The sequence below is a fragment of the Mycobacterium sp. 1423905.2 genome (assembly GCF_001673155.1).
In the GTDB taxonomy this organism is placed as follows: domain Bacteria; phylum Actinomycetota; class Actinomycetes; order Mycobacteriales; family Mycobacteriaceae; genus Mycobacterium.
In genome coordinates this window covers 1-1,996 of sequence record NZ_LZLE01000193.1, presented here as the reverse complement: position 1 = coordinate 1,996, position 1,996 = coordinate 1, and the positions used below count along the sequence as shown (strand labels likewise).

The following is a 1,996-nucleotide window of genomic DNA, read 5'->3' as shown; positions in this document are numbered from 1 at the left end:
GACGCGGTGTTCCCGGACACGTTCTATCCGAGTGATTCGCGCACCGAGGCGTTCGATCTGGACGCCGCCCCGGCGGAAGCAACGGTCGCGGCCGCCGAGCCGAGGATCGGTCGGCACGCGGCCGTCGACGCCGATGTCGCCGAAAACGGAGCCGCCGAGTCCGCCGAGCGGGGTCCCGCAGCCGGCCCCGCAGCCGGCGGCAACGCCTCGGGGCGCCCGATGATCCACCTACCGCTGGACCACGATCCCTACCAGCCGCCGGACGGCTACCCGATCAAGGCCAGCGCCCGCTTCGGGTTGTACTACACACCCACCAGCGCGCTGTACGACGACACCTTGGCCGAAATATGGTTCGCCAGCGAGGAAGTCGCCCAAGCCAACGGCTTCGTCAAGGCGGACTGACCACCGCCGGGCTCAGACCTTGCGGATCACGGTCACGACCTTGCCCAGCACGGTCGCGTCGTTGCCCGGGATGGGGTCGTAGGCCGGGTTGTGCGGCATCAACCAGATTTGGCCGCCCGCTCGCCGGAACGTCTTGACCGTCGCCTCGCCGTCGATCATCGCGGCCACGATGTCGCCGTTGTCCGCGACGTTCTGCTGGCGCACCACCACCCAGTCGCCGTCGCAGATGGCCGCCTCGACCATCGAGTCACCGACCACCTTGAGCAGGAACAGCGTTCCCTCGCCGACCAACTCACGCGGCAGCGGGAAAACGTCCTCGACAGCTTCTTCGGCAAGGATGGGGCCGCCGGCCGCGATACGCCCGAGGACAGGCACGAAAGTTGGTTCCGGTAGGGCGTCCGACCCGGCCACATCGGTCACCGGCGGTGTCACCGCCTCGTCGGCGCCGCGCACGTCCACCGCGCGCGGACGGTTCGGATCTCGGCGCAAATAGCCTTTTCGCTCCAGGGTGCGTAACTGGTGGGCGACCGAGGACGTGGACGTCAGCCCGACGGCGTCGCCGATTTCCCGGATGCTCGGTGGGTAGCCGCGACTGGTCACCGAGGCGCGGATGACATTGAGGATGGTTCGCTGCCGCTCGGTCAGCGATGAATCGAAGCCAGGCGAGCGGCCGTTGCCGGCCTCTCCGTCGGGGGCGGACGTGTCATTGCTGTCGCTCATGGCACTGAATGTAACGCCATCCGGTACAGGAATCAAACATGTGTTCGACCAGTGTGTCGCCAGGGCGAAAAAGTCGTCTCAACTCGGCAGATATTAGTGAATTACAAAGGCGTAACTTTTTGATAGATCGGGTATCCGCGACCTATGCAGCTGCTAGCAGCCGGCAAGGGCTTGTCGGTGGTCACGTCTAACGTTTGGCTCGTGCGACACGCGTCGATCAAATGTTCGGATGTCGAACACATGAGCGACTATGGTCGAACACACGAGCGATAAGTCGACCGGAGGACTCGACATGACAATGATCTACACAGACCCGTCGCGTATGCCGAACGGGCACCGGGTTCTTCCTCGGCCGATGACCCGGCCGCTGAACGAGCCTTCCTGCCGCACCGGGCAAATTCGCTCGCGGCGACCGGCATCGTCACGGCCGGCGGGCGCCCCACTGCGCTACCACGGCACCGGGGTCGCCATGTCGACCGCGCCGCATCGCCGGCGTGCCGTGAGTGTCGCAACGACCGTGGGGTTGGCTGTGCTCGCCGGACTGATCACCCTGTGGCTGGGGTTGATTGCCGATTTCGGCGGCGCGATGAACAACCAGTCCGGCGAGTCGTCGTCGCGGGTGCCGGACTCACTTGCGGTGGTCCGGGTCGAACCGGGGGAGTCACTGCAAGACGTGGCCGCCCGCGTCGCGCCCGGCGCGCCGGCTCGTCAGGTCGCCGATGAGATCCGTGACCTCAACGGCCTCAATTCCTCGACGGTCACCGCAGGCCAGACCCTGATCGCGCCGGTCGGCTAAGGGCGCGCCGGGCGTAACGGAAAACCGCGTGCGACAAGCAGTTCCACGCGAAAGGCCGTTGGCCACGCCACACGCTCG

The 1,996-nt window shown here is 66.3% G+C and carries 2 protein-coding genes and 1 pseudogene; 2 read left to right on the top strand and 1 reads right to left on the bottom strand.

What is annotated here, in order from left to right; genetic code table 11:
• Positions 1 to 402, top strand: a pseudogene (locus tag A9W95_RS27240) (hypothetical protein); the annotation flags it as partial.
• 12 nt (positions 403 to 414) lie between these two features.
• On the opposite strand, the gene lexA reads toward A9W95_RS27240, so the two are convergent.
• Positions 415 to 1,122, bottom strand: a complete 708-nt coding sequence (lexA, locus tag A9W95_RS11375; protein WP_067412239.1) for a transcriptional repressor LexA — start codon at positions 1,120 to 1,122, stop codon at positions 415 to 417.
• A 292-nt stretch (positions 1,123 to 1,414) separates the two neighbouring features.
• Between lexA and A9W95_RS11370 the strand changes: the two genes are divergently transcribed.
• The gene (locus A9W95_RS11370) at positions 1,415 to 1,918 is read left to right on the top strand and encodes a LysM peptidoglycan-binding domain-containing protein (RefSeq protein ID WP_067412245.1); all 504 of its coding nucleotides are present in this window, start codon (positions 1,415 to 1,417) and stop codon (positions 1,916 to 1,918) included.
• Positions 1,919 to 1,996: the final 78 nt, after the last annotated feature.